Annotated in this window: 6 protein-coding genes and 1 pseudogene; 5 read left to right on the forward strand and 2 right to left on the reverse strand. The window is 62.9% G+C overall.

Annotation, left to right across the window (positions count from 1 at the left end; translation table 11 throughout):
* From B4E36_RS03025 to ptsN, 3 genes and pseudogenes are all read left to right on the forward strand, one after another.
* A pseudogene (locus tag B4E36_RS03025) lies at positions 1-480 on the forward strand (RNA polymerase sigma-54 factor); the annotation flags it as partial.
* A gap of 326 nt (positions 481-806) precedes the next feature.
* Positions 807-1,376, forward strand: a complete 570-nt coding sequence (gene hpf / locus B4E36_RS03030; RefSeq protein WP_026173602.1) for a ribosome hibernation-promoting factor, HPF/YfiA family — start codon at positions 807-809, stop codon at positions 1,374-1,376.
* 56 nt (positions 1,377-1,432) lie between these two features.
* Positions 1,433-1,897: a PTS IIA-like nitrogen regulatory protein PtsN gene (ptsN, locus tag B4E36_RS03035; RefSeq protein WP_018065559.1), complete on the forward strand. Its 465-nt coding sequence runs from the start codon at positions 1,433-1,435 to the stop codon at positions 1,895-1,897.
* Between the two features lie 293 nt (positions 1,898-2,190).
* Here ptsN and grpE read toward each other — a convergent pair whose 3' ends face one another.
* Positions 2,191-2,823: a nucleotide exchange factor GrpE gene (gene grpE / locus B4E36_RS03040; RefSeq protein ID WP_292055674.1), complete on the reverse strand. Its 633-nt coding sequence runs from the start codon at positions 2,821-2,823 to the stop codon at positions 2,191-2,193.
* 97 nt (positions 2,824-2,920) lie between these two features.
* Positions 2,921-4,009, reverse strand: a complete 1,089-nt coding sequence (gene hrcA / locus B4E36_RS03045; protein WP_018065562.1) for a heat-inducible transcriptional repressor HrcA — start codon at positions 4,007-4,009, stop codon at positions 2,921-2,923.
* A gap of 151 nt (positions 4,010-4,160) precedes the next feature.
* Here hrcA and rph point away from each other — a divergent pair, with 151 nt between their 5' ends.
* Together rph and B4E36_RS03055 are read left to right on the forward strand one after the other, a co-directional pair.
* On the forward strand, positions 4,161-4,883 hold the full coding sequence (gene rph / locus B4E36_RS03050) for a ribonuclease PH (RefSeq protein ID WP_292055675.1): 723 nt from the start codon (positions 4,161-4,163) through the stop codon (positions 4,881-4,883).
* Between the two features lie 4 nt (positions 4,884-4,887).
* Complete coding sequence (locus B4E36_RS03055) at positions 4,888-5,301, forward strand: VOC family protein (protein ID WP_292055676.1); 414 nt, start codon at positions 4,888-4,890, stop codon at positions 5,299-5,301.
* Positions 5,302-5,380 lie beyond the last annotated feature (79 nt).

Below are 5,380 nucleotides of genomic sequence, written 5' to 3' on the forward strand. Positions count from 1 at the left end.
ACCCGCAGCCTCGACCAGCGGGCCCGCACCATCATGAAGGTCGCCGGCGAGATCGTGCGCCTGCAGGACGGCTTTCTGCGGCATGGCGTCGATCATCTGCGCCCGCTCAATCTCAGAACGGTGGCCGAGGCGATCAAGATGCATGAATCGACCGTCAGCCGCGTTACCTCCAACAAATACATCCTCACGCCGCGCGGGCTGTTCGAGCTGCGCTATTTCTTCACCGTTTCGATCGCCGGGGCCGATGACGAGGCCGAGAGCCACTCCGCCGAAGCCGTGCGCCACAGGATCAAGCGGCTGATCGACGACGAGACGCCGGCCGCGGTGCTGTCCGACGACGATATCGCCGCGGTGCTGAAGGAGGACGGGATCACGCTCGCCCGCCGGACGGTTGCCAAATACCGCGAGGCGATGAACATCCCCTCCTCTGTCCAGCGACGCCGGGAGAAGCGGGCCCTTGCGCGGGTTGCAGCCGGTTAAAACGGTTAGAGCAGACAAAACCGGGGTCGCATTGACTTCGCGGTCCATGAACGATAGAGCATCCGCCGCAAAGGGCGCGAACCGACACTTGAATGGTTTCATGGCCGGACGCCGGCGCCGAGATGGCGAGCCCAATGGACGGACGGCATGAAGAACGCGGAACGAATTGCAGATTTCCCGCTGGCAAACGGCTGAAAAAAGCCCAAATAGATATTGATGGCCGTTTGTCATCACACTGCCAACAGGGCCAGTGATCCGACCCTCTTGGAGGAGATCGAAGCTTGGCCTAAAGTGGCTCGTGGAAACACAAGAAGAAGGGCATAACCATGAGTGTTCGCGTCTCGGGCAAGCAAATGGAAGTCGGCGAGGCTTTCCGCCAAAAAATCGAGGATCAGATCGAGGAAGCGGTCACCAAATATTTCGACGGGGGCTATTCCAGCCAGGTGACCGTGGAAAAGGCCGGCGGCGGCTTCGAGGCCGATTGCAAGGTCCATCTCGACAGCGGCGCCGTGCTGCACGCAGCCGGCAAGGCGCATGATCCCCAGGCCGCTTTCGAGGCAGCCTTCGAGCGGATCGCCAAGCGCCTGCGCCGCTACAAGCGCAAGCTCAAGGATCACCACAACGGCCAGGCCGTTTCCGCCGAGTTCGCCTATTCGGTGATGGACACGCCGCCCGAAAACGACGACGAAATTCCGGAAGACTACGCGCCGGCGATCGTCGCCGAGGCCAAGGCCGAGGTGCGCACCATGGCTGTCGCCACCGCCGTCATGGCGCTCGACATGACCGACAAGCCGCTGATGTTGTTCCGCAACCCGGACAACAAGACGCTGAACATTGTGTATCGCCGCCCGGATGGCAATATCGGCTGGATCGACACAGCCGGCATTCAGGGCTGACCCTCAAACCGGCGGGCGCCGCAAGGCGTCCGCTTTTCACGCCAGGATACCAGGACATGGCACTCGACGACCTGCTGAAACAGGAAGCGATCATCCCCGCCCTCAAGGCCAATTCCAAGAAGCAATTGCTGCAGGAACTCGCCGCCCGCGCGGAAGCCGTGACCGGTATACCGGAGCGTGAAATCTTCGACGTGGTCCTGCAGCGCGAGCGTCTGGGGTCCACCGGCGTCGGCAACGGCATCGCCATTCCGCACGGCAAGCTGCCGAAGCTCGACCACATTGCCGGCGTGTTCGCCAGGCTTCAGCATCCCGTCAATTTCGACGCGCTCGACGACCAGCCCGTCGACCTCGCCTTTCTGCTGCTGGCCCCGGAAGGCGCCGGCGCGGACCATCTGAAAGCGCTCTCACGCGTCGCCCGCCTCTTGCGCGACCAAGAGCTCACCCGCAAGCTGCGCGCTTCCGACAGCGACAGCGCGATCTACGCGTTTTTGAATTCGGACCCGGATTCCTCGGCGGCTTGAGGGCTCTTGCCCTCGTTTTTTAGCAGCCCCTCCCCATAAATTACGTCATGCTCGGGCTTGACCCGAGCATCTAACCACGTCTGTCGCGAGAGGAGTGAGCGGAGTTTCACGGGTTATTATCCGCAGACGCCAGTCGCGGGGCGAGGTGCTTGGATCCTCGGGTCAAGCCCGAGGATGACGCCGAACGGGGATCGACGGCATACTCGAACTTGGGTCGTGGGTGAGAAAAATAGCCAATAATTACTCGACCGAGAGGGAGAGAAAACCTCGCAACGACCGCCGCCCCGGCGAAATCACTCGTCCTTCGGCGCTTCGTCTGTCGGCTGGGCCGCTTCCGGCTTCGGGCCGCCCTTGGAGACGCCGACCATGGCCGGGCGCAGGACGCGTTCGCCGATCATGTAGCCGGCCTGGACGACCTGAACTACCGTGTTTGCGGGGATTTCCGGGTTTGGAACCTCGAACATCGCCTGATGGATATTGGGGTCGAAGCGCGCGCCCTCGGCCTCGATCTTCTTGACGCCGTGGCGTTCGAGACCGGACAGCATCGAGCGTTCGGTCATCTCGACGCCCTCGATGAAGCCCTTGATCTCCTCTGTGCGCTTGTCTTCCGGGATCGCATCCAGCGCGCGGCGCAGATTGTCGGAAACGCTCAGCATATCGCGGGCGAACGCGGTCACGGCATAGGCCTTGGCGTCCTTGACGTCGCGGGCGGTGCGGCGGCGCAGGTTTTCCATTTCGGCGGCAAGGCGCAGAAGCTGGTCGCGCTGCTTTTCGTTCTCGGCTTTCAGGACCTCAAGCGGATCGGGCTCGGGCTGAGCCTCCTCGGCGATATCCTCGGCGGCCGCGGCATCCATCTCGGCTTCGAGATCGAGCACCGTTTCCTTGATTTGTTCGTCAGTTCCGTTTTTCTTGGTCTCGTCGGTCATGACGTCTCCGCAGATTTCATTTCAATGGTGAATTTCTTGAGCCCCGATATCGAGGTTCGGCCTTGAAAAATCAAGGGCTGATATGGGGTCGTCGCGATCAGCGCGTGCTGGAAAGCCGCGACAGCAGATGCGCGGTATAATCCACCATCGGCACCACCCGGGCATAATTAAGGCGCGTCGGCCCGATCACGCCGACCGCGCCGACGACCTGATTGTCGCTGTCGCGATAGGGCGCGACCACCAGCGACGAGCCCGACAGCGAAAACAGCTTGTTTTCCGAGCCGATGAAAATCCTGACACCCGAGCCGCTTTCGGCGAGATTGATCAGCTCGATCAGGCTGTCCTTCTTTTCGAGATCGTCGAACAGCATGCGCAACCGGTCGATATCGGCGGCATCGGCCACCCCTTCCAGCAGGTTGGCGCGCCCGCGCACGATCAGCCGCCCCGGATTGCCGTCCTCGGCGCTTCCCGACCACACGGCAAGCCCGCGCCCCACGAGATCCTGCGACAGCTGGTCGAGTTCCTGGCGCACCCGGTCCTTCAGCCGCGTCAGCACGGATTTCAGCTCCGGCAGGGTCTGGCCGTTGAGGTGCGCGTTCAGGAAATTCGCCGCCGCCGTCAGTTGCGACGAGGTGGTGCCGGCCGGCAGATCGATGATCCGGTTTTCGACCTGGTTGTGCTCGCCCACCAGCACGGCCAGCGCCTTGGTCGGCTCCAGACGGATGAATTCGACATGTTTCAGCACGGTGTCGCTCTTGGAGGTCATCACCAGCCCTGCGCCGCGCGACATGCCGGAAAGCATCTGGCTCGCCTCGTCCAGCAGCGTCTCCACCGGCTGGCCGCTGCCAACGCGGCCCATCTGGCGCTCGATTTCAGCGCGCTCGCCCTCGGCCAGGTCGCCGATCTGCATGTAGGCGTCGACGAAGAAGCGCAGGCCGCTTTCGGTCGGCAGCCGCCCGGCGCTGATGTGGGGCGCATAGATGAGGCCGAGTTCTTCCAGATCGCTCATGACGTTGCGCACCGAGGCCGGCGACAGCGACATCGGCAGAAGCCGCGACAGGTTCCGCGAGCCGAGCGGCTCGCCGCTCTCCAGATAGGTTTCGACAATGCGGCGGAAGACCTCGCGCGAACGGTCATCGAGCGAGATGGCGGGCATATCAACCTTTGCTTTGCGATTTGTGGTCATGCACTCTTTGCCGAAACGTGAGAAAGCTTCCCGCCTAATATAGTGCGAAGGCGTCGCCACGCAATTGACCCGTGTCGGCGACGCGTTTTTCTTTGCAAAAGCGGGCGCATGCCCGTAGAACGCGGCCAAAAGCAACCGGAAGGATCCCACCATGCGGCCATCAGGCAGACAACTCAACCAGATGCGCAAAGTCTCGTTCGAGCGCGGCTTCTCCAAGCACGCCGAAGGCTCCTGCCTGGTGAAGTTCGGCGACACCCATGTTCTGTGCACCGCCTCGCTGGAAGAGCGCGTGCCGCCGTGGCTGCGTAATGGCGGCAAGGGCTGGGTGACGGCCGAATACGGCATGCTGCCGCGCGCCACCGGCGAGCGCATGCGCCGCGAGGCCTCCGCCGGCAAGCAGGGCGGCCGCACGCTGGAAATCCAGCGTCTGATCGGCCGTTCGCTGCGCGCGGTCGTCGATCTCGAAGCGCTGGGCGAACGCCAGATCAGCGTCGACTGCGACGTGATCCAGGCCGATGGCGGCACCCGCACGGCCTCCATCACCGGCGCCTGGATCGCGCTTCACGATTGCCTGAAATGGATGGAAGCGCGCAGCATGGTCAAGACCGGCAAAGTGCTGAAGGACCATGTCGCGGCGATCTCCTGCGGCATTTTCGCCGATCAACCGGTCATCGACCTCGATTATTTGGAAGATTCCTCCGCCGAAACCGACGCCAATTTCGTCATGACCGGAACCGGCGGCATCGTCGAGATCCAGGGCACCGCCGAAGGCAAGCCGTTCAGCCAGGACGAGTTCCTGACGCTGCTGGACCTCGCCAGAAACGGCATTGCCGAGCTCGTCGATCTCCAGAAGAAGACCGTCGAGGGCGCGTAACGCCATGGAAAGCCCGATCGCCGCCGTTCTGGAAACCGCGCTTTACGTCGACGACCTCGACGCAGCAGAAGCGTTTTACGGCGGCGTGCTGAGGCTGGAAAAGATTTCACGTGCCGGCGACCGGCATATTTTCTTCCGTTGCGGACCGGGCGTTCTGCTGATCTTCAATCCGGACGAAACCGAAAAGCCCGCGGCGGCGGACGCCCTGCCCGTTCCCGCCCATGGCGGCCGGGGCCAGGGCCATGTCTGCTTCCGGCTGAAGAACGACGATTTCGCCGCCATGCTCGATCGCCTCAACGAAAACGGCATCGCCATAGAAAGCGATTTCCTCTGGCCGAACGGCGCCCGCTCGATCTATTTCCGCGACCCCGCCGGCAACAGCCTGGAATGCGCCGAGGGCAAGCTCTGGGGACTGTGATGGTACCCGGCTTTTGCCCCGCGCTCCTTTCAATCTCCCCCCTTGAGGGGGAGATGCCCCGACAGGGGCAGAGAGGGGT

The sequence above is a fragment of the Martelella sp. UBA3392 genome (assembly GCF_002358775.1).
Taxonomy (GTDB): domain Bacteria; phylum Pseudomonadota; class Alphaproteobacteria; order Rhizobiales; family Rhizobiaceae; genus Martelella; species Martelella mediterranea.

What these genes read in the sequence shown, in the direction of transcription:
- hpf (WP_026173602.1), top strand. Translation starts at nt 807, where the DNA reads ATGAGTGTTCGCGTCTCGGGCAAGCAAATGGAAGTCGGCGAGGCTTTC.
- ptsN (WP_018065559.1), top strand. Translation starts at nt 1,433, where the DNA reads ATGGCACTCGACGACCTGCTGAAACAGGAAGCGATCATCCCCGCCCTC.
- grpE (WP_292055674.1), bottom strand. Translation starts at nt 2,823, where the DNA reads ATGACCGACGAGACCAAGAAAAACGGAACTGACGAACAAATCAAGGAA.
- hrcA (WP_018065562.1), bottom strand. Translation starts at nt 4,009, where the DNA reads ATGACCACAAATCGCAAAGCAAAGGTTGATATGCCCGCCATCTCGCTC.
- rph (WP_292055675.1), top strand. Translation starts at nt 4,161, where the DNA reads ATGCGGCCATCAGGCAGACAACTCAACCAGATGCGCAAAGTCTCGTTC.
- B4E36_RS03055 (WP_292055676.1), top strand. Translation starts at nt 4,888, where the DNA reads ATGGAAAGCCCGATCGCCGCCGTTCTGGAAACCGCGCTTTACGTCGAC.